The following is a 21,237-nucleotide window of genomic DNA, read 5'->3' on the forward strand; positions in this document are numbered from 1 at the left end:
CGCAACTGGTCACGATAGTCCGTTTTGATCGGTCACGATAGCCGTAATACGCACTTATCGGATAAGCACTATGATGCATGCAAATATTGTGAATATAAAATAGGATGGGTTGTCTGGGTATAAGAGTAGTTGGTATCAGCAATAAGTTATTTGGTGATTATCAACGAATAAAGGGATATCTAAATTTAAGTAAAAAAGACCGTTAATGCCTCATAAATACTTATCTAAGACAGGTTAGCAGCTGACGTACAATCAATCGAAAGTGTGTTTAGTAGGCATTTTTCTCACCTTTAAATACTACGCTTATTGTTCTAAATACAATGTAAATATCTAGTTTAGGGCTCCAATTACGCAGATACTCTAAGTCAAAATCAATGCGTGCCTTCATTTTGTCCAGCGTTTCTGTTTCGCCACGTAATCCATTCACTTGAGCCCAGCCTGTGATGCCAGGTTTAACTTTATGGCGAATCATATATCCTTTAATAAGCTTGCGATACATTTCGTTGTGTGAAACAGCGTGAGGGCGCGGCCCTACCACACTCATGCGACCTTGAAGCACATTGATGAATTGAGGTAATTCATCTAAGGATGATTTACGCAAAAAGGCACCCAGTTTAGTCACACGCTGGTCATTTTTTGTTGCTTGTGTAACTGCCCCACCATCCTCGCAAACAGACATGGATCTAAATTTATAGACAAGGATTTCTTTTCCATCAAGACCGTATCTACGTTGCTTGAAAATAATTGGACCAGGTGAGCTTAACTTAACACCAATTGCAATAATAATAAGTATCGGCAATATGAGTAAAAGTACAGCTAGTGAAAATACAACGTCGGCCGCACGCTTAATAATTCCATTAAAGCCAGTGAATGGTGTTTCGCAAACAGCAACAACAGGAATATCATCGACTTGTCCCATACGCCCCTGAATGAGGTCAGTCATGAAAATGTCTGGAATAAAGTAGATTGAAGCGGTAGTATCCTTGAGGTCATCAAGTAGTTTAAGAATGCGCGGATGACCAGACATTGGTAAAGATAAGTAGATGATGTTAACTTGATGAGACTTGATATACTCAGCTAGTTCATCAATAGTTCCTAGAATCGATACGCCTATTTCTCCATTAAGCAGTACATCAATGTCCGTAGTTTCTGCAACACGTTTTAGAGTTCGATCTTCAAAAAAACCGATAACGTTTGTGGATTGAAGTTTTGTATCATTTAATCTAAGTGCAAGTTCTATGCTCTGCGTGTTAATTCCTGCAATAACAGCCTGTTTGATTGGACCTTGTATAGACATGATGAGCGGTGCCATGCTTCGAAGTAGCAGTAAAGCAAGTACTTGTATGATTGGCGTTAAAATAACCCATAAGACAATAGTTTGAGTGGAAAACAAATACATATAACGAGTTGTATACGCAAACATTATCAGTAACGAAGACAAGATTATCCATGTGGCGATTATATTCGTTACGCCTTTAATAATGGGAAGGTTTACTTTTGACTCACCCGGATACGAGAGGAAAAAGATAATGAGCGAAAGAAATAGATAGATAGGTCCTAAGTGACCTTCTTGAATGAAAGCCACAGCCCATAAACCTATAACTGCTAACAATGGGTCGGCTAAAGATTCTATAATTGAGAGAATATTGTCGCGGGCTAATCTAATGCCTGATGCTCTTCGAACGAGAGGGAGATGATTTTTATTGCTCATTAAGATTGATATGTTCGATTATATTTAGTAGCAGCTTGCGCCCGATTTAAAACATCTAATTTTTTAAAAATACGCTGTAAGTGATTTTTCACGGTAAAAGCACTGATGTTAAGTATCATTCCAATTTCGTGATTAGTTTTACCCATCTTAACCCACAGCATGATTTCTGACTCTCTTTCAGAGAGTATATCAACAAATTCACTTTCTGGTTCGTCACGTGTTACTTGTACCACTGGAAGTTGCTCAGGCAGATGTTCCAACTGCCTTAAAGCTGAATCAATAAAAGGTAAGAATACAGGGGTCATCTTGCTTGTGCGATTAAGTATTCTAGCTGTAGCATTAATGAAAACATATAAGCAGTCATGACCGCCCCTAAAATCTTTTATGCCATGAACGATAGCACATTTCATTTTTTTTAGGTTGATGTTCGCTTCAATACAGCCTAACTCATGCTCATGAAATATGCCTTTATCTACATTCAGGGTAAAGGGAGATTTAGAGTTTTCAAGCCAATATTTAAAAAGGCTTTGCATCAGAGCGGTTAGGCTCTTACTGGAAATTTTTCCCGTTCTAACTCCTGGCAGTGCTGAAACAATATCAACGTATACTATACCCAGTGAAAAGTCGCCCCAAGCGGCAATCATCACTTCGTGAGGAATGTAGCGTTGAAAGTCTCCCTGCAGCCAGAATAGTAATTCAACATGTGAGCGAATATGCAAGGACTCTTGAATTAATTTCTTAAGCCCTGACTCACGCCTATTCATTAAATGTTCTTCTATTATCATTTAAGGTTTCTTTTCAAAGAAGAGAGTTGCTTTCAGAGGTCATTATATTTGTTATAGATGCATTCGGACTATTGAAAGTGATGTTTAAAGGTTATATTATCAAACAGAAATATTTTGTATGGTAATACTTTGTAAAATTAATAGATACAGTTCAGGTGAGCACGAAGCGTGCCAATTTTTGGCTACTATAATAATGGAAAATGTTGTATGGTAAGGTTTGTTTAGAAGTGAAGTAAATAAGGGTGCTAAATGAAATGATGAAAAGAGAAATTATGGAGTTGCATCCAGACTTAGTTTATTTAGGTGGGGCAGATCAATATGAAGAAGAGATTTTTGAAATAATTGAAGATATTAAGCTTTTCGAGGCTTTTAGCCTTGATGAGGTGAGAACTCTATGTCAGTTGATGCAATGTTACGCGGCGCCCAAAGATATGACTTTGTTAAAAGAAGGTGATGCGGGAGACTTTTTAATCTTAATCTTAACTGGCACTGTCGAAGTGACTAAAACGATTTCAGTTGGAGATGTAAAGTTAATATCACAAGTTGGTGTGGGCGCTACACTTGGTGAGATGTCTATGATAGATGGGTGTCCAAGATTTGCCAGTTGTGTCACGCTTTTGCCAACAGATTTTGCTGTCTTAACACGTGAAACGCTCAATGACGTTCTCTTACAAATGCCTAGATTAGGAAATAAGCTATTACTAACTTTACTACAAACTATGAGTATTAGGCTTCGTGAAGCCATTGTTCACACAAAGACAGATATTTCTAATGGATCGTATGTTGCATCGCTGTAAAATTTCCTTTGTGAAGCATAAACACAATAAAAATGCTTTGATGAAGTTTACCTTAGCCTTTTCTAGTTTGTTGTTACAGATTACGACAACCTTTGCTTACGCAGATGGAGACGATACTGTTAATTTTTTAATTGGGACTGACTACAGGCATTATGATAATTTGTTTTTATTGCCAGAGGGTGTAAGTCCAGGCGGTAGTGCAAAGCGATCTGATAATGTACTTGCAACAAATTTTGGCATTAATTTAAATAAGAAGTATGGTCTACAGACCTTCAAGTTTGATTATTCGCACATAGATAATAAATACGATAATGCTGATTTTTTAAATTTCAATTCAAATAATTATAATGCGGCTTGGCTTTGGGCGCTTACTCCTAGCCTAACTGGATATTTATCATCTCAGCGCAAAGTTGATTTGATTCCATTTATCGATAATAGAAACTCAAACACGCAAAATGTACGCACGCTTGAATTGCAGTTATTCACTTTTGATTGGTCACCGCATAATGTTTGGCATTTGCTAGGCGGATATACTAAGGTAAATAGTGTTAATAGCCAGACATTTTTGCAAGAAACTAGTTTTAAGCTGGACGCTTTCGATGTCGGTGTTAAGTATACATTGCCATCTGATAGCTTTATTGCGTTGAAGCTACGCACAAGTAATGGTGAGAATCAAGAAATTAATATCTCGAACCAAGTTGGTAAGGGTTTCTCTGAAAATGAAGCTGAGTTAAGCGCATTCTGGAAGTTGACAGGAAAGTCTAGTTTAAAGGCGAATTTAGGTCATAATATTCATTCTGATGACGAATACAACCTGCGAGATTTCTCTGGTTATTTTGGAGGAGTTAACTACTCTTGGGATGCAAGCGAAAAGCTAAATATAAGTGCTAATTTGACTAGAAAACTTTCATCTTATCAAGATGTTACAAGTAGCTACACTGTTAACGACGAGCTAAGTATAAGGCCAACTTGGGCTTTAACTTCAAAAGTTGTTATTGGAGGCTCTTTGTTAGCAAGCAAAAGAAAATTTCTCGGTGATGGTCCTTCAGCCAGTGCAACAACGTCTACTCGGATTGATGATGGGTTTACGTATGGTATGAATGTGACTTGGATGCCAAGAAGTACTATGCAGTTTGGTGTTACTTTGCAGCATGATGAGAGAGATTCAAACTTTGCAGATAGAGATTTCTCATCAAATACGGTGGGTCTCAATGGGCAGCTTACTTTTTAATCTACTTACAAGGTTTTTATACTGATGAATAAAATTCTAAAACTTTTTCTTGTTATTGTTTTTTGCAATTTAGCTGCGTGTGGTAAGGGCGGTGAAAAAGCTGCAAGTTCACAAATAGCGGCTAAAGTAAATGATGTGGAGATTACAACGCACCAAATAGACGCTGTGATGAAGGGCGCACAAAACGTAACAGCAGAAAACGTTGCGGAATTCAGAAAAAAAGCCTTAGACAAGTTGATTGATCAGCAACTTGTCATTGATAAAGCCAGTAAAGAGAGTTTGGATAGAACGCCTGACGTTATTTTAGAAATAGAAGCGGCTAAAAAAGAAATACTAGCAAGAGCCTATTTAAAGAAAATGTTGGCTAACTCCTCAGAAATGAATGATAGCGAATTCAAAAAATATTACGATGAGCACACCGAGCTGTTTTCTAAACGTCGTATATATAACCTACAAGACATCAGTGCTCAAAATAGTGCGCAGACACTTGATCTGCTTAAGGAAAGTGTAGCCGCTCAGAAATCTATGATGGATATTGCTGATAGCCTAAAAGCTAAAGGCATTAAGTTTTCAAGTGGCTCTTTTACACGCCCAGCAGAACAACTGCCCTTGGATATTTTACCTAAAATGCAGTTGCTTAAAGGTGGTGATATGTTTGTTTGGCAGTCGGGTGATATTGCTCATGCGATTAAATTAACCAGTATTGAAGAGTCGCCAGTCGGCTTGATTGAAGCTACACCAATGATTAAAAATTACTTCATTAATACGCGAGGTAAGCAAATGGTTGAAGATAAAATAAAAAAATTCCGCCAAGAGGCTAAGATTGAGTATTTAGGTGCATTTGCAAATCAACAAGCTGCTAATTTAGCAGATAATAACCAAGTGAAGCCTTCTGTAACAGAGGGAACTAATTCTGCTGCTATTGCAGGTGAGCAAAAGAAAGCAAAGAAAGACTTAACTATTGAAGCTGGTGTAGCAGGCTTAAAGTAGTGTGACTAAATCTTATAACTTTATATTCAGGGACATATTGTGAAACTACGTTTTTTAAGATTCATTACTACAATAGGTTTGTTTTTGACAATTTTGTCGTTTAACAACATTGCTAATGCGGGTGACAAGCAGGACTATTTATTGGGTGCAGGTGATTCAATTCGCATTAATGTTTTTCAAAACCCTGAATTAACCACTGAAACTCAAGTTTCTGGGGCTGGGTTAGTGACGTACCCGCTCATTGGACAGGTTAAGGTTGGTGGGAAAAGCATCCCAGCCGCGGAGCAATTAATTGCTCAAGCCTTAATCAAAGGTGGATATGTAAAAGAGCCACAAGTAAATATTGTATTGTTATTAGTGAGGGGCAATCAAGTAGCTGTGCTAGGTATGGTGAATAGACCAGGGCGTTACCCGCTAGAAACTTCAGATATACCACTTAGCCATGTTTTAGCGACGGCTGGTGGCGTATCAATTAATGCTGGCAATGGTATGGCGCTATTATTAGGCACTCGTGATGGTCAGTCATATAAATATGAGGTTGACCTTGCGTCCTTATTTCTAGGTGATAAAAAGGCCGAAGACGTGCTAGTAAGCAATGGTGATGTGATCTACGTTACACCTGGGAATCAGGTTTCAATTATTGGTCAAGTGTTGCGACCAGGTAGGTTCCCTTTAGATGGTGTTAAAATGCGACTAGTCGATGCACTTGCAATGGCGGGTGGAATGATTCCTAGTGCATCAGATTCTGTTGTTGTGACAGGAATACATGATGGACAGCCATTCAAAAAAGAGTTTGATGTTGCAGGCATTTTCCTCTCGAATGAAACCACTGAAGATATCAATGTTGTTGCCAATGACCAAATCTACGTGCATCGCGCACCGGTGTACTATATTTACGGTGAAGTGCAACGCCCTAGTAGCTATAGAGTAGAAAGAAATATGACCGTAGTGCAAGCCTTAGCTCAAGGTGGTGGCCCAACTGTACGTGGTACACAACGGAATATTAAATTAATGCGACGTAATGATGCTGGTGTGGTAGAAAAGGTAGTGCCTAAGTTGACTGACTTAATTAAAGCAAATGATGTGTTGTATGTTGAAGAAAGTCTATTTTAGGGATATTTATGAATTTACTTCAATTTTTATTGATATTAAAAGCTCGTTACAAAGTTATTCTGATTACTTTCCTTATTACGGTATCAACGGCCACTGTAGTGACATTATTTTTACCCAAGAACTACACTGCAACAACTTCACTACTACTCAATTATAAAGGCATGGACCCTGTAACAGGCATGGTTCTGCCAGCACAATTAATGCCAGGCTACATGGCAACACAGAACGATATTATACAAAGCCGAAATATTGCACTTAAAGTGGTTAGTCAACTTGGGCTGGATAAGTCGGAGCAAGCACAAGAGCTATTTAGAAAATCAGCTAAAGGTGTCGGCGATATTAAAAACTGGTTGTCTGATTTATTGCTGAAAAACCTTACGGTGAAGCCATCTAAAGAAAGCAGTGTAATAGAAATCTCGTTTAATAGTGAGGATCCTAATTTTGCAACTGTTGTGGTCAATTCGTTTGCAGAAAACTATCAACAAACTAGCACTCAATTAAAAGTGGCTCCAGCGCAGCAGGCTGCAGGTTATTTTGGTCAGCAAGTGAAAGTTTTGAGGGATGATTTAGAATTAGCACAATCTAAGTTATCATCTTATCAACAAGAAAAAGGCATTACAAATCCAGAACAGACATTAGACGTAGAAAGCATTCGTTTGAATGAATTATCTACACAATTGAGCATGGTGCAAGCAGCCTCGATAGACTCTCAATCACGTAATGCAAATGCTCAGAGAAGTGCATTAGATTCACCAGATATTGCATCTAGCCCGACAATACAAGGCCTTAAATCTGATTCTGCTCGGGCAGATGCTAAATTAGCTGAGTTAGCCCAGCGTTTAGGTAAAAATCATCCTGCATATAAATCTGCAGAAGGTGAGGCTAATAAAATTAGAAGTCAGTTGCATGAAGAGGCTCAGCGCTTATCAAACAGTATAGGTAATTCGGCCAGTATCAATCAGCAACGAGAGTCACAACTTCGCGCTCAAGTTGAGATGCAAAAGAAAAAAGTACTATCGTTAAATCGCTTAAGAGATGAAATGGGCATTCTGCAGAAAGATGTAGAGGTGGCAAAAAAAGCGATAGATGCTGTCACACAGCGTTTTAGCCAAACCAGTATTGAAGGGCAATCAAATCAGAGTGATATTGCTATTTTAAATCCTGCAATTCCACCAACTTCCCCAAGTAGTCCGAGAGTACTTTTAAATATAGTCTTGGGCGCATTTGTGGGTATGGTGCTAGGCATAGGTTTTGGACTATTAGCTGAATTATTAGATAGACGAGTTCGTGGTAGAGATGATATTTCTATCATATTAGGCGTACCAGTATTTGCCGTGATTGAGGGCAATACTACAAAGACGAGTGAAAACTTATTGCTAGGGCAAGCAAGAAAACTGCTTACTTCTAATTAGAAACATATGGGTGATATTAACGTGGATAAAAAGCAATTAGTGCCAAATGATGCTCGCAAAGCCGACTCAAGTATCGGTAAGTTACTACTTGATTTAGGAAAGATAAATCCAGAAGACGCTGAGCGTGTTCTTAGATTACAAAAAGCAGAAAATATTCGCTTTGGTGACGCGGCTCAAAAACTTGGTTTAATTACTGAGGCCGATATTAAGCAAGTATTGTCATTGCAATTTGATTACCCTTATCTTCAGCCTAATGAAGGTCAATTTAGTAAAGAGCTTGTAGCCGCTTATAAACCTTTTTCTAAACAGGTTGAGGCACTAAGAGCTTTAAGAAGCCAGTTAATCCTTCGGTGGTTTAATGAGGGTTATAAGTCGTTAGCGATTGTTTCTGCAACATCAGGAGACGGATGTAGTAACTTGGCGGCAAACCTAGCCGTAGTGTTTTCTCAGTTGGGCGAGCAAACCTTGCTTGTTGATGCCAACCTAAGAGAGCCTGTTCAACATAAGATTTTTAACTTAAACGAATCAAGAGGGCTTTCCGATATTTTAGTAGGTCGCGCAGGTCTTGAGGTCGTAAAAAAAGTAGACTCATTTGTAGATTTAACTGTGTTAGGTGCAGGTACGGTACCTCCAAATCCACAAGAGCTACTAAGTCGTTCTAACTTTGTAGAGTTTATGAAACAGGCAACCGCACATTATGATGTAGTGATTGTCGATACCGCACCTGCCGTTGAAACCTCTGATGCGCAAACTGTAGCAAGTCGCTGTGAAGGAGCATTGCTAACATCTAGGCTCAATCAAACGCGACTGTCAGATTTAACCAATATTCGCGATCAACTAACACTTGCTGGTGTTCAAATTGTTGGGGCTGTGGTTAACGACTTTTAAGCATTTAAGTTAAGTGTAATAATTTAGACAGTAATACAACTGCGCTACCTTTGGAAAATAGCCATTAACTACTCAGCTTCAAATTTAAGCAAAAACTACCTAATGCCGCTATTGCCATTTCTAACAATATTGCTTGGCCTTTTAGTTGTTTATGTACCCACATTTTATGATTTATTTCATGGCATTTGGAAAACAGATCAACAAGCTCATGGCCCAATTGTATTTGCTGTAGCGCTGTGGTTTTTCTATTACAAGGCTAAGCTATTAGTTAACACTAAAATTCCTATTATTCCCGCTCCAAAGTTAGGATGGCCTGTTTTAGTGATTGGCTGTATATTTTATGCTATTGGCAGATCTCAATCACTCTATATTTTTGAAGTAGGTTCATTCGTGGTTGTGCTCCTTGCTTTAACCCTCATGTTTTTTGGCGTTGGCATAGCTAAACACTTCTGGTTTGCATTCTTTTTTATGTGCTTTATGGTGCCGTTGCCACCCTCTGTGATTGATATTATCACCCAGCCAATGAAGATGGCTGTTTCTTACGCATCTGAGCATTTGCTATATCAAATGGACTACCCTGTCGCTAGAAATGGAGTCATCATCTATATCGGGCAATATCAGCTGTTAGTTGCCGATGCATGTGCAGGCTTAAACTCATTATTCACATTAGAAGCACTAGGCTTACTCTATATGAACGTGATGAGACATGAATCACCCATGCGCAATGCATTGCTAGCCACCTTGATAGTACCGATATCTTTCGCCTCTAATGTCACAAGAGTGATTGTATTAGCGCTCATTACTTTTTACTGGGGGGATGAAGCAGGCCAAGGCTTTGTACACCAATTTTCAGGCATGTTTTTATTTATGACAGCATTAATGTTGATTATGGGTGTTGATAGCTTATTAAGAGTTATTACAAGTAAGTTAGAAAAGCGCTCAACAACGGCGCTTAAGAGTTAGCGAACATGATGAAAATCAACATGTTCGTTTTTCCTCAAATCACTCAAAGAAAAAGCCTATTAGTTGCAGCGCTTTTGATTATAGCCGCATTATTTGCCATTAAACTAACACCAACCTTGCACGCCGTAGATACCACGCCAGATCTTGACAAGATTATCCCAACAGCGTTTGGTGAGTGGAAGCAGATTGCAGACCCATTTACGCAAGTAAGCTTGACTACGGGGGGCAATGACCTAGCTAGTCAGCTCTATGACAAAATAGTAATGCGCACATATGCCAATAGAAATGGCGATAGAGTTATGCTAGCCATAGCCTATGCACGCGAGCAGAAACAAGATATTAAAATTCACCGCCCAGAGGTTTGTTATGTAGCTCAAGGATTTCAGCTATTAAGTAAGAAAAACAACACCATCAATATGCAAGATGCAAAACCTATCAAGGCTCAGCGTTTGTTAGTGAGCAACCAAAATCGTTATGAAACCGTTAGCTATTGGATAAGAATTGGTGATGACTACCCTGCAAGCGGTATGGCGGCTAGGCTGAAGATATTACGTGATGGTTTAAAAGGAAGGGTTTTAGATGGCGTGTTAGTTAGAGTATCAACTGCAATTAGCGACCCTGCTAATGCAGAAGCTACGTACAAAAAACAAGAGGCATTTCTAGTTGAGTTAGTTAACTTTACTAACGCTAAGATCCCTAGTGTGCTAGTTGCTAAGTAGTTCGCACATTAAAATAAAGTATTTATTTTGAAAGACTTCTTTGATCAACTTTAATTTCCGAACTTACAATAAATGACTGCCGCATCGAACTCTAGATGGGCAGCAGTAGGGCAGTCAGCAAGAATATTATCTCAGTTAGCTAATATTTTCATATTAGCAAGAATTCTACCACCATCAGACTATGGATTAATGGCAATGGCAGGGGTTGCCACAAATCTAGCTTTATTGCTAAGGGATATGGGGACTGCGGCGGCTGTCGTACAAAAAAATGAATTAGATCATCATATTGTCAACGCAGTGTTTTGGTTAAATGTGGCAATGGGCTCAGCTCTTGCAATAGTGCTGGTTGCCACCTCACCTTTAATAGCAAATGTGTTTAAAACACCGACATTAGTCGGCGTCTTATGCAGCTTAGCCATAGCCTTTCCGTTATCAAGTTCTTCCGCAGTACATCAAGCATTGCTGGAGAGGCAGTCACAATTTAAGCGTTTAGCACTAATTGATGTAAGCTGCGCCATCCTCTCTATGGCAGGAGCCGTAGCCGCAGCAATGTATGGATTAGGGGTTTATAGTTTGGTTATACAATCAATACTAACCGCAGGGCTAACAACATTATTTTTATGGCTAAACTCCACTTGGAGACCCAGTAAAGATGTTCAGATGTCACGCCTAAAAGAACTATTTGCTTTTAGCAGCAATATGGCTGGATTTCAATTGGTAAATTATTTGTTTCGAAATGCGGATAGCATCGTAGTTGGTCGCTTGCTAGGTCAAAGTGCGCTAGGAGTTTACTCTATTGCGTATAAAATAATGCTAATGCCCGTGCAGAATATTACTTGGGTATCTTCTAGAGCAGTATTCCCAGTGATGAGTCGGCAGCAAAATGACATACCAGCGATGGCTGAGTTGTATTTAAGTACCGTGCGAACAATATCATTTCTAGCGGCACCCATTATGGCGGGCATATTTGCAGCGCGACATGATTTTGTCGCACTTACTTTAGGCCAGCAATGGGGGGCAGTGGCAACATTACTAGGCGTCATGGCTCCTATTGGGTATTTGCAGTCTATCAATGCTTCAGCAGGGCCTGTATTTATGGCGCAAGGTAAAACATCTGTGATGTTAAAATTGGGTATCTATAGTGCAATAATACATATTATTGCTTTTATTCTTGGTAGTAAGTGGGGAGTTCAAGGTGTGGTTTGGAGCTATTTAACAGCCTCTCTACTTGTAATAATACCTAACTTGTACGTTGTTCAAAAAGCACTATCGTTACATATTTTAGATACAATCAAAGCCATTCTACCCTCGGCTATAACGGCAATATTTGCAGCAATAGCGGTGTTACTATTTCAGCAGAGCGCTATGCAAACAAAATATTTAACAGCTAACTTGTTTTTACAGTTTTTAATAGGAGCAAGTATATATTTATCTATATTATTTTTTTTCTTAAAACCATATTTCGTTAATGTTTTAAAACGAAAATAAGTTGTAATAAATATAACTTTAGATAAAGATCACAGATTTAATTTTTCATATAGGTTTGAGGGGAATATGCAGTTAACCAAAGATATTATTCTGGACAATCAAAAAAGCTTTGTGCTTTTTGGTGGTATCAATGTACTAGAGGATGTAGGTAGTACACTAAAAGCCTGTGAGCACTATGTAACTGTTACACAAAAGCTAAATATTCCATTAGTATTTAAAGCCTCATTTGATAAGGCCAATCGCTCATCTATACATTCGCATCGTGGGCCTGGTATGGAAGAAGGCTTAAAGATATTTCAAGCGGTCAAAGCTGAGTTTGGTGTACCGTTGATTACCGATGTGCACGAGCCATGGCAAGCTGCACCAGTGGCTGAAGTGATTGATATTTTGCAATTGCCTGCATTTTTAGCACGTCAAACAGACTTAGTTGTAGCGTTAGCAAAGACAGGCAAGCCAGTTAACGTAAAAAAACCACAGTTTTTAAGCCCGCATCAGATGCTTAATATCGTTGAAAAATTCAAAGAAGCTGGGAATGATAAAGTGATTTTATGTGAACGTGGAAGTACGTTTGGATATGACAATCTTGTGGTGGATATGCTAGGTTTTGGTGTAATGAAAAAAATATGTCCAGATACACCAATAATTTTTGATGTAACACACGCACTACAACAACGAGAGGCGCTAGGTGCAGCATCAGGCGGTAGACGTGAGCAAGTGCTAGATCTAGCACGCTCAGGCATGGCGATAGGTTTGGCTGGTTTGTTTTTAGAGTCACATCCAAACCCCAAAGAAGCCAAATGTGATGGCCCAAGTGCATTGCCGCTCGACCAGTTAGAACCGTTTTTATCACAAATAAAGGCTATTGATGACTTAGTGAAATCTTTTTCACCACTCAAAGTTTTTTAGGCATATTGATAGTAGTGAATGTACTGGTTAGCTATGTTGTTAAAAGATGGCAATTGCTGGAGTGTTAATAAGGTCACACAAGCGACTGTTTAATTTAATGAAATTACGGTGCATTAATGTGTGTTACTAAAAAGTCAGAAATTCAAAAAGTTTTTTTAAAGGCGTAATGTGAAAATCTCAATATATACACCAACCAAAAATAGAAAAGAAGCTTTAGCAAAAGCTATTGATTCAGTTTTGAATCAGACTTATCAAAATGTTGAAATGATAGTGGTCAATGACGGCTCTACTGATGGCACTGCTGAGTATTTAGAAGGTAGGGCAAAGCTTGATAGTCGCCTTAAATTTTTTAATAAAACAGATTCAGAAGGCGCGCCTGTAGCCAGAAATCTTGCTATTACAAACGCCACAGGTGAGTTTGTGACGGGTTTGGATGACGATGACGAATTTACACCAGAACGAATTCAAGCGTTTGTTGAGTATTGGGATTTATTAACCAGAATAGGAGTAAAGCCATCATGTATTTATGCGCAAGATATTTTTGTTCGCAACGGTGAGGTTTGTTTTACTACTCAAAAAAAAGGTATGGTGAATGCGGATGATTTATTTGAATTTAATCATATAGGCAATCAAGTTTTTGCACCTAAATCGCGTTACATTGAGGCAGGGTTGTTTAATGAAAACTTGCCAGCATGGCAAGACATGGAAATGTTTATGAGAATTGTAAAGATGTATGGCACAGCCCATTTGCTTGATTGTGGCACACAACTTTATGATGACTCACCTAAGCCAGATAGAATTTCAATTAAAGCAGAAAGTAAAGTTCGAGATGCATTCAGGCAGTTTTCTGCCTTGCACGCAGCAAATAAACCGAGAAGTGCTCAGTCTTTAATGTTGCAGATGTTCTCTAAGCACTACGGAGTGAGACCAGGTATTACTGATTTTATAAATTTTATTAAGTTAGGTTTTTGGTCTAAAGGTTTACTTAAAATGGTTCGAGCGTTATTCAGAGTTTAAAGAACTAGTATTTATTTTTAATTTCAAAGATGGGTTGATTTAGTATGAAATCTTACAAAATATGTATTGCTGGAACAGGTTATGTCGGGCTCTCAATTTCTGTTTTATTAGCGCAAAATCATGAGGTTGTTGCTTTAGATATAGTGCCTGAAAAAGTAACAATGCTTAATAATAAGCAATCAACCATTGCTGATAATGAAATTGAAGAATATCTTAAAAGTAAAGCATTAAACTTTAAGGCTACGCTTGATAAGCAAGAGGCTTACGTAGGTGCTGATTACGTAGTGATTGCTACGCCTACAGATTATGATTCTGAAAGCAACTCTTTTAATACTGGCTCTGTTGAGCGAGTGATTCAAGATGTAATTTCTATTAATCCTAAAGCGGTGATGGTGATTAAATCAACCATTCCAGTTGGGTTCGTGGCGAGTGTCAAACAAAAGTATCAGACTGAAAATATCATTTTTTCACCAGAATTTCTGCGAGAAGGTAAAGCTCTATATGACAACCTTTACCCGTCGCGCATTGTGATGGGCGAGCGGTCAGAGCGTGCTGAAATTTTTGCAGGCTTATTGCAGCAAGGTGCCATAAAAGAAAATATACCAACGCTGTACACAGATAGCACTGAAGCTGAGGCTATTAAATTATTCTCAAATACTTATCTAGCGATGCGCGTAGCTTACTTTAATGAGCTTGATACTTATGCTGCTAGCCATAACCTAGATACTCGCCAAATTATTGATGGCGTATGTTTAGATCCACGAATTGGGCAGCACTACAACAACCCTTCATTTGGCTATGGGGGCTATTGCTTGCCTAAAGATACCAAGCAGCTACTAGCCAACTATCAAAATGTACCGCAAACCTTAATTCGTGCAATTGTTGATGCGAACACCACTAGAAAAGACTTTATTGCGCAGGATGTACTCAAACGAAACCCACAAGTAGTAGGGATTTATAGGCTGATTATGAAGGCTGGTTCTGATAACTTTAGAGCTTCTAGCATTCAGGGTATTATGAAGCGCATAAAAGCTAAGGGTATTGATGTGATTGTTTATGAGCCTGTTATTACTGAGTCTGAATTTTTTAGATCGCCAGTAGTAAACAATCTTGAAGAATTCAAAAAGCGCGCTGACGTGATTATTGCTAACCGCATTACCGATGATTTAAGCGATGTGCTTGATAAAATTTATACGCGTGACTTGTTTTCCAAGGATTAACAATAGCTTGAATATATGAAAATCATAGCAATTATTAGGGCTGAGTAAATGTTAAGAGTTAATAATTTATTAGTTAGGTTATGCACATGGGCACAGATTTAGATTGGGCTGCTGATTTAGCTCGTTATCCAGAAAAAAGACCTTTTTTAAAAGAGCAGTCAATATGGGCTATATGGGTTTATCGTTTTGGGCGGAGAGTTGATGCTAGTCCAGATGGAGTAAAGAAAAACCTCTTGAATATGATTTACTGGCTATTGTTTCGTATGATAGAAACAGTTACGGGTATTAGCTTGCCTAAGTCTGCTTTGATTGGCGGTGGTTTACGTATTTGGCATTTCGGTGGTGTTTTTATTAATTCAGGCGCTGTTATTGGTAAAAACTGCACCTTGAGACAAGGCGTGACGATCGGTAATAGAACAGAAGACGGACAATTGCCTGTAATAGGTGATAATGTCGATATCGGTGCTTATGCACAAGTTCTCGGCGGCGTTAAAATCAGCAGCAACAGTAAAATTGGTGCTATGTCGGTTGTGTTAACTGACGTGCCAGAGGGGGCAACTGCCGTTGGCAATCCTGCTCGAATAATTAAAAAAAGTTAATAAGGTAAGCATGATCCCAAGGCATAGCTTATAGTATGGACTATATTACCTGTGTTACTTTAAGGATAATTAATTGACAAAATATGTCTCATCATCAACATCGACGTTGTTTTTTATCCTAATAGGATTGTTTGTAGCCGTATTCGTTGGTATTTTTGTTGCTCTTTTTGGGTCTACAGTTGGAGAGCACTATGGTGCTCTCCTAGCTCTCCCTGCAGTAATGATAATAGGCATCTGGTTTTTCTTTGATCGATATAGCCTACTTTTCATAATCTTGCTATCTAGAGCATCAATAGATATGATTTTAGAAGGAACTAGGTTTGGTAATTTTGGATTAGGGGCAGTTCTAAATGCGCTGGTAATCATTATTGCTTTGATAGCAATTTTCGAGAAGTCTACTCTAATACAAAAAACTATTCGGCAAACTTGGATGGTATTTTTAGGTATCGCCTTTGTTTCTGTATTCTTATCACCAGCGCCATTGGTTGCTGTAAAAAGCTTCTTAGTTCTATTGTCTTACGCGTCCATATTCGTAATATCAATCGTACTGATAAAGAGTGAAGAGGATTATGGGAGGTGGATGAGAGCTATATTTCTGTCTTCTGTAATACCCGTACTTTACGCATTTGTGGACATTGCACATGGGGGCTTTAGATCACAGGAGTCAGAAGGTTTTAGAATTAGTAGCACATTCGCACATCCTAATATATTTGCATTTTACTTGGTGCTAATTATTAGCATGGGATTTTTTGTGTTCAAAACCAAAGCTACTTATATGCCAGTATACATGCGTAAATTGTTGCCAGTTTTTATTCTTCTCCTACTCGGGTTGTTAGTGCTAACTAAAACCAGAAGTGCATGGGCGTCTTGCTTTGCTTTTTTTGCGATATATGCTTTGCTTTATGAGCGCAAGTATCTGTTGTATATTTTATTGGCATTAGTGCTAGCTTTAATGATTCCTGAAATAAGGGATAGGCTAACAAATCTAGGGCAAGGCAATGAGGTTGTTAATTATAGTAAGTTAAACTCTTACGCTTGGCGTAAACAAATTTGGCATGACGGTTTAAGCTTTATGACTCCAAGTCATTATTTTTTTGGTTATGGGTTGGAAGCATTTAAAGAGCGCTCCCCTGATTTCTTTACAATGTCTGGCGGGGCAAAAAGTGGTGCACATAGTGTTTTTGTGCAGCTATTTTTTGAGACAGGTGCATTGGGCTTACTAGCATACATCTGGCTACATATTAAAATGGTGACTCTACTTGTCCCATTTTATAAAAAAAATAAACTGATGATTTTTACCATAGTGATGTTTATTCTGGAGTTCGCCTTTGAAGCCTATGCGGATAATATGCTGAGTTACTTATCTTATATTTGGTATCTATGGTTTGTAATTGGTGCGACTTATGCAGTAAATATAGTTAAACAACATAAATATGTTGATGAGTCATCTAAAGTGGTTGCAAATACCTAAAGTGAGCTATGAAAAACCATTTATTAAGACTGGTGTACATTACATATAAGGAGTTATTTCGTAAGTGAGCGCTGTGAGGTTTAATGTTTTAGATGGATGGAGAGGTATCAGCATTTTGCTGGTACTAGCATGCCATCTGTTGCCTATAGGCCCTTCGTTTTTACATCTCAACTTTTTAGTTGGGGTGCTGGGGATGGCCTTATTTTTTACGTTATCAGGTTTTTTGGTTACACATTTCTTAATTGGACGGCCGTATGTTATTGATTTCTTAATCAGAAGGTTTTTACGGATTTTGCCGCTTGCTTGGCTATATATATTAGTCGCACTTTTTTTAAATCCTGTTACCAGAGAAGTTTGGTTAGCTCATTTGTTTTTTTACGCTAATTACCCCCCCAAACCTCTGATACATGTAACAGACCATCTTTGGAGTTTATGTGTAGAAATGCATTTTTACCTAGGGTTGGCTTTAATAGTTTCTCTTTTAAAAAAGAAAGGATTATTGTTAATTCCAGTTCTTTGTATAGTAGTGACTCTACTTAGAGTTATTAACTCTGAGCATGTGAGCGTTATTACGCATTTTCGCGTAGATGAGATATTAGCTGGCGGTATACTTGCTCTTATCTACAATCGCAAGTTAGGCGATGGACTGATTAAAACACTTAGCCATGTTAATTACGTTTACGTTTTAGTTTTGCTATTAGTTTCCTGTCATATAGATGGAGGTTTTATGAGTTATTTTAGGCCATATTTAGCTGCGATATTAGTTGGAGCAACTTTATATAATCAAAATACTCGCTTTGCTAAACTTTTAGAGCACAAATGGTTGTTCTATATTGCCTCTATATCTTATGCGTTATATGTCATACATCCATTATTAGCTTCTTCATGGTTGGGTAGTGGCGATTTAATTGAAAAGTACAGTAAGCGACCATTGTTATTTATCGTACTATTTTTATTAGCACATTTTTCAACTTTTTATTATGAGCATCGACTTATGGCGTGGGGGAAAGCGACTTTTCTGAAACTTAAGCTTAGTAAATTATGATGAATTATTTTTAAGGGAGGTTCTTTAGATGGCTCTTGTAATGATGCAGAATACTTTTAAGAAATGTATGTGGATAGCGTGTTTGTGTGCTGCTATTTCACCTATGGCAGTGCAGGCAGATTTAATCACAGATCACATTTTTTCCTCTACTAGCTTTTGGTACACCCCAATACCAAGCATAGTGCCTCTGCACCCAAATTCGGCTGGATTTGTATCTGATTTTATTCGACAAAAGAAAACTTATTACGGTACTGTAGGTGTGAACACGACTTTTAAATATTCCAGTCCTGTCTATTATGTTGACGCAAGTGTGCGTAAGGTTAAGGTAACACAATGGGATTGTACAAATAGAGGCACGACTGATGCCGGTTTAGCAGCCCAATGGGCAGAGGTACCTATTCCCAGTTATGCAAAGCCTGCAGATGCTAGTGATTCAGAAATGACTATTTACCAACCTTCTACTGATACTATTTGGGAGTTTTGGAAAACTCGGCAAGTGAATGGACAGTGGCAAGCATGTTGGGGAGGGCGCATGCAGAAAGCATCACAGAGCGATGGTGTTTTTAATACTTATTATGGTACTACCGCCACTAGTTTGCCTTTCTTGGGCGGACAAATTACAGCTGAAGAGTTGCAACGAGGTGAGATTAAACATGCTATTGGAATTGCACTTGTAGAAACGGAGGGCGCCAAAGTTTTTTCATGGCCTGCGCATCGTTCAGATGGGCTTAATCCAAACAACGCAGCTAATCGTATTCCAGAGGGAATGCGCTTTAGGTTGGATCCTACAGTGAATGTAGATGCATTAAACATGAATCCAGTTGGTAAAATTATTGCGAAAGCCGCTCAGAAGTATGGCTTTATTGTTTGGGATAAAGCTGGCGCAGTTGTGATACGCGCACAAAATCCTTACTCATATACTGTGTTTAGTAAGCCGAATCCTTATGATGCATTACTTAATGGAGCTCCAAATTGGAGCATTTTACAGAACTTTCCATGGGAACGATTGCAGTTTCTACCCATGGATTATGGTAAGCAAAAGTAATGTTTTCATGAGTAACTACCAACATCAACTTGAAGCAATCATTTATGCTAAATAAAAACACAGTGATGATTGCAAAATTTCCTGTGCAAATGACATCGCCAGATGAATTAACCGAGCATATATACGGTTGCATAGGTGCATCAAAAAAAAGTATTTTATTTTTTGCAAATACCAATTTCGTTGTTAAATGCAAGCTGCTGGTAGAGCGCTTTTTAAATGATGATGTTGTGATTGTTAACGATGGCTTAGGCATGGATATTGCATGTATGTTGTTACATGGGCGCAAGTTTAAATCTAATTTGAATGGTACGGATTTTATGCCGTATTTTTTTTTGCAATCTAAGCAGAAGTTACGCGTATTTTTGTTGGGTGGCCAACCTGAGACTTTAAATGGCGCTGCTTATTATTTAGCTCATACGTTGGGGCATGTGGTGGTAGGTACTTGTGATGGCTACGATGGTATAAAAAATGCTCAAAATTTAGTTGATACTATCAATGAGGCTTGTGTTGATGTCGTGCTAGTTGCTCTAGGTAATGCTGAGCAAGAGGAGTGGATACTGACTAATTATCAGCAAATCAACGCAAAATTTTTTGCGGGTGTTGGGGGGTTGTTTGATTTTTGGAGTGGTGATAAACCTCGTGCACCAAAGTGGATGCAAAATATTCGAATGGAATGGTTTTACCGATTATGTTTAGAGCCTAAACGGCTTTATAAACGCTATACGGTTGATGCTTTAAAGTTCCTAATCAGCTGTATTAAATATAGAAAGCAGCGTGTTAGATCATGATGTTTTTTGATAGTCAGCTTAGTTAAGTGCAACCTGTTGGAGAATGAATGAAAATATTAGTGGTTGGTGGGGCGGGTTATATAGGCTCTCACATGGTGAAAATGCTTCATGACTTAGGTAATCAGGTTTTTACGTTCGATAACTTGTCCTCTGGGTTTAGAGATTCAGTATTGGGTGGAGAGTTTGTACAGGGCGATTTGGCCGATATCTCATCTATTGAAAAAGTATTTCAGCAATATCAGCCAGATGCTGTGATGCACTTTGCTTCCTACATTCAAGTAGGTGAGTCCGTGCTATATCCTGATAAATATTATTTAAATAATTTCACAAATACGCTTAACCTTTTAAATGTGATGGTGAAATATGATGTCAAGAATTTCATTTTCTCTTCAACCGCGGCTGTATTTGGCGAGCCAGAGTATGTTCCAATTGATGAAGCACATCCAAAGGCGCCGTTAAATCCTTATGGTCGTTCAAAATGGATGGTAGAGCAGGTGCTGGCAGATTATGAGCGAGCATATGGTTTAAAGTCTGTTTGTTTGAGATATTTTAATGCGGCAGGAGCGGATCCGTCTGCTTTGCTGGGGGAGCGTCATGAGCCTGAAACGCACTTAATCCCACTGGTATTACAAGCTATATCAGGAAAACGGCCCCACATCAGTGTGTTTGGTCGCGATTACGATACGCCAGATGGCACATGTGTTCGTGATTATATTCATATTGTAGATCTATGCTCAGCACATCTATTAGCGCTGAAACAATTAGCGATAGATGGGGTGAGCAAGCGATTTAACCTTGGCAATGGTGCAGGTTTCTCAGTGCAAGAGGTTATTTCAGTCGCCGAGCAAGTGACTGGCAAGAAAGTGAAGGTGATTGATGCGCCTAGGCGGGATGGCGATCCAGCTAGACTAGTGGCAGATGCAACATTAGCAAAAAGCACACTTGGATGGACGCCTATTTATTCTGACTTAGCGACTATTATTATGCATGCATGGGCTTGGGAGCTAAAACATAAGTAATGCTGGGATAAATCGCCATTTAATTGAGTA

At 38.6% G+C, this 21,237-nt stretch carries 20 protein-coding genes; 18 read left to right on the plus strand and 2 right to left on the minus strand.

Annotation, left to right across the window (positions count from 1 at the left end):
* Positions 1-268 precede the first annotated feature (268 nt).
* The gene (locus PSU78_RS03525; RefSeq protein ID WP_300384343.1) at positions 269-1,711 is read right to left on the minus strand and encodes an undecaprenyl-phosphate glucose phosphotransferase; all 1,443 of its coding nucleotides are present in this window, start codon (positions 1,709-1,711) and stop codon (positions 269-271) included.
* Positions 1,711-2,496, minus strand: coding sequence for an XrtB/PEP-CTERM-associated transcriptional regulator EpsA (epsA, locus tag PSU78_RS03530; protein WP_300384346.1), 786 nt, complete (start codon positions 2,494-2,496; stop codon positions 1,711-1,713). The genes PSU78_RS03525 and epsA overlap by 1 nt, the downstream gene beginning before the upstream one ends.
* Positions 2,497-2,750: 254 nt before the next feature.
* Between epsA and PSU78_RS03535 the strand changes: the two genes are divergently transcribed.
* The 18 genes from PSU78_RS03535 (at position 2,751) to galE (ending at position 21,207) form a co-directional block, all read left to right on the plus strand.
* Positions 2,751-3,293 (plus strand): cyclic nucleotide-binding domain-containing protein, encoded by a 543-nt coding sequence (locus PSU78_RS03535; RefSeq protein ID WP_300384349.1) that lies wholly within the window; start codon positions 2,751-2,753, stop codon positions 3,291-3,293.
* Positions 3,268-4,524 (plus strand): XrtB/PEP-CTERM-associated polysaccharide biosynthesis outer membrane protein EpsL, encoded by a 1,257-nt coding sequence (epsL, locus tag PSU78_RS03540; RefSeq protein WP_300384352.1) that lies wholly within the window; start codon positions 3,268-3,270, stop codon positions 4,522-4,524. Before PSU78_RS03535 ends, epsL begins: the two co-directional genes overlap by 26 nt.
* Before the next feature lie 24 nt (positions 4,525-4,548).
* On the plus strand, positions 4,549-5,514 hold the full coding sequence (locus tag PSU78_RS03545) for an EpsD family peptidyl-prolyl cis-trans isomerase (protein ID WP_300384355.1): 966 nt from the start codon (positions 4,549-4,551) through the stop codon (positions 5,512-5,514).
* A gap of 84 nt (positions 5,515-5,598) precedes the next feature.
* The gene (locus tag PSU78_RS03550) at positions 5,599-6,627 is read left to right on the plus strand and encodes an SLBB domain-containing protein (RefSeq protein ID WP_300384358.1); all 1,029 of its coding nucleotides are present in this window, start codon (positions 5,599-5,601) and stop codon (positions 6,625-6,627) included.
* An 8-nt stretch (positions 6,628-6,635) separates the two neighbouring features.
* Complete coding sequence (gene epsF, locus PSU78_RS03555; protein ID WP_300384360.1) at positions 6,636-8,039, plus strand: chain length determinant protein EpsF; 1,404 nt, start codon at positions 6,636-6,638, stop codon at positions 8,037-8,039.
* Positions 8,040-8,045: 6 nt separating this feature from the next.
* Positions 8,046-8,927: a chain length determinant protein tyrosine kinase EpsG gene (epsG, locus tag PSU78_RS03560; RefSeq protein ID WP_300384363.1), complete on the plus strand. Its 882-nt coding sequence runs from the start codon at positions 8,046-8,048 to the stop codon at positions 8,925-8,927.
* 102 nt (positions 8,928-9,029) lie between these two features.
* Positions 9,030-9,890, plus strand: a complete 861-nt coding sequence (xrtB, locus tag PSU78_RS03565; RefSeq protein WP_300384366.1) for an exosortase B — start codon at positions 9,030-9,032, stop codon at positions 9,888-9,890.
* 5 nt (positions 9,891-9,895) lie between these two features.
* Positions 9,896-10,609 (plus strand): exosortase-associated protein EpsI, B-type, encoded by a 714-nt coding sequence (gene epsI / locus PSU78_RS03570; protein WP_300384369.1) that lies wholly within the window; start codon positions 9,896-9,898, stop codon positions 10,607-10,609.
* Positions 10,610-10,681: 72 nt separating this feature from the next.
* Complete coding sequence (locus PSU78_RS03575) at positions 10,682-12,097, plus strand: lipopolysaccharide biosynthesis protein (protein WP_300384372.1); 1,416 nt, start codon at positions 10,682-10,684, stop codon at positions 12,095-12,097.
* 66 nt (positions 12,098-12,163) lie between these two features.
* Entirely contained in the window at positions 12,164-13,003 is an 840-nt protein-coding gene (gene kdsA / locus PSU78_RS03580) for a 3-deoxy-8-phosphooctulonate synthase (RefSeq protein ID WP_300384375.1), read from the plus strand.
* Positions 13,004-13,171: 168 nt separating this feature from the next.
* Positions 13,172-14,020 carry a glycosyltransferase gene (locus PSU78_RS03585; protein WP_300384378.1) on the plus strand — a complete coding sequence of 283 codons (849 nt, stop codon included), beginning with the start codon at positions 13,172-13,174 and terminating at the stop codon, positions 14,018-14,020.
* 44 nt (positions 14,021-14,064) lie between these two features.
* Entirely contained in the window at positions 14,065-15,240 is a 1,176-nt protein-coding gene (locus tag PSU78_RS03590) for a nucleotide sugar dehydrogenase (RefSeq protein ID WP_300384381.1), read from the plus strand.
* An 86-nt stretch (positions 15,241-15,326) separates the two neighbouring features.
* Complete coding sequence (locus PSU78_RS03595) at positions 15,327-15,839, plus strand: serine O-acetyltransferase (RefSeq protein ID WP_300384384.1); 513 nt, start codon at positions 15,327-15,329, stop codon at positions 15,837-15,839.
* Between the two features lie 73 nt (positions 15,840-15,912).
* Positions 15,913-17,310 carry an O-antigen ligase gene (locus tag PSU78_RS03600; RefSeq protein ID WP_300384387.1) on the plus strand — a complete coding sequence of 466 codons (1,398 nt, stop codon included), beginning with the start codon at positions 15,913-15,915 and terminating at the stop codon, positions 17,308-17,310.
* A 64-nt stretch (positions 17,311-17,374) separates the two neighbouring features.
* The gene (locus PSU78_RS03605) at positions 17,375-18,355 is read left to right on the plus strand and encodes an acyltransferase (RefSeq protein WP_300384390.1); all 981 of its coding nucleotides are present in this window, start codon (positions 17,375-17,377) and stop codon (positions 18,353-18,355) included.
* Positions 18,356-18,395: 40 nt separating this feature from the next.
* Positions 18,396-19,400: a DUF4124 domain-containing protein gene (locus PSU78_RS03610; protein WP_300384393.1), complete on the plus strand. Its 1,005-nt coding sequence runs from the start codon at positions 18,396-18,398 to the stop codon at positions 19,398-19,400.
* Positions 19,401-19,444: 44 nt separating this feature from the next.
* Positions 19,445-20,188, plus strand: coding sequence for a WecB/TagA/CpsF family glycosyltransferase (locus tag PSU78_RS03615; RefSeq protein WP_300384396.1), 744 nt, complete (start codon positions 19,445-19,447; stop codon positions 20,186-20,188).
* A 47-nt stretch (positions 20,189-20,235) separates the two neighbouring features.
* Positions 20,236-21,207 carry a UDP-glucose 4-epimerase GalE gene (gene galE / locus PSU78_RS03620; protein WP_300384399.1) on the plus strand — a complete coding sequence of 324 codons (972 nt, stop codon included), beginning with the start codon at positions 20,236-20,238 and terminating at the stop codon, positions 21,205-21,207.
* Positions 21,208-21,237: the final 30 nt, after the last annotated feature.

Origin of the sequence: Methylotenera sp. (assembly GCF_029945705.1) — a bacterium.
Classification (GTDB): domain Bacteria; phylum Pseudomonadota; class Gammaproteobacteria; order Burkholderiales; family Methylophilaceae; genus Methylotenera.